This is a genomic window from Streptomyces sp. SID12501, from assembly GCF_010550245.1.
Taxonomy (GTDB): Bacteria; Actinomycetota; Actinomycetes; order Streptomycetales; family Streptomycetaceae; genus Streptomyces.
This window is the reverse complement of the sequence record NZ_JAAGLU010000143.1, coordinates 1-875: the sequence shown is the minus strand read 5'-3', so window position 1 is coordinate 875 and position 875 is coordinate 1. Positions and strand designations below refer to the sequence as shown.

1 protein-coding gene is annotated in these 875 nt (G+C 74.9%); it reads left to right on the top strand.

What is annotated here, in order from left to right:
* On the top strand, positions 1-875 hold an 875-nt coding region (locus G3I71_RS44870; protein WP_164324649.1), incomplete at both ends, for a DUF4139 domain-containing protein.

Below are 875 nucleotides of genomic sequence, written 5' to 3'. Positions count from 1 at the left end.
CACGCCATGGAGCAGGAGCGGACCGCCCTGGAGCAGCGCCGCGACCGGCTGGGGACCCGGCTCGCCGTCCTCGGCCGGCTCGCGACGGACCTGCTGCGGGAGATCGCCGAGGGCGCCGGCTCCGGGGAGAGCGAAGGGGAGCGCTGGCACCGCGAACTGGACCGCGTCGACGGGGAACGCGACGCGTACGGGGAACAACTCCGCGCGGTCGAGACACGACTGGACACGCTGTCCCTCGAACTCCGTTCCTTCCGGACGGCCTTGGACCTCTCCGAGGAGCAGCCCGCCGAGCTGGTCGGGCACGTGGAGCTGACCGTGGACGCCGCGGTCGCCGGGCCGGTCCGGCTGCGCCTGAGCCACCTGGTTCCGTGCGCGTTGTGGCGGCCCGCCTACCGGGCGGTGCTCGACGGGGACTCCCTGACCCTGGAGACGGACGCGATGGTCTGGCAGCGCACCGGGGAGGACTGGTCCGACGTACGGCTGACGTTGTCGACGGCCCGGTCGGCGCTCGCCACCGATCCGCCGCGGCTGGCCGAGGACCGGCTGACGCTCAAGGACCGCTCCGCGGCCGAGCGCCGCATCGTGGACGTGGAGCTGCGCGAGGAGGAGATCGGCGACCTCGGTCCGGCCCCCGTGCTCGGGCTGCCGGGGGTGGACGACGGCGGTGAGCCCCGCGTACTGAACGCCCCCGTACCGGTGTCGGTACCGGCGGACGGCCGCGCGCACCGGGTGCCGGTCTCCGCCTTCACGGTGGCGGCGAGCAGCGAGTACGCCTGCTCGCCCGAGCTGTCCCCGCTGGTGACGCAGGTGGTGCGGTGCGACAACCGGTCGGGGCACGCGCTGCTCGCGGGCCCGGTGGACCTGGTGCGCGGTAC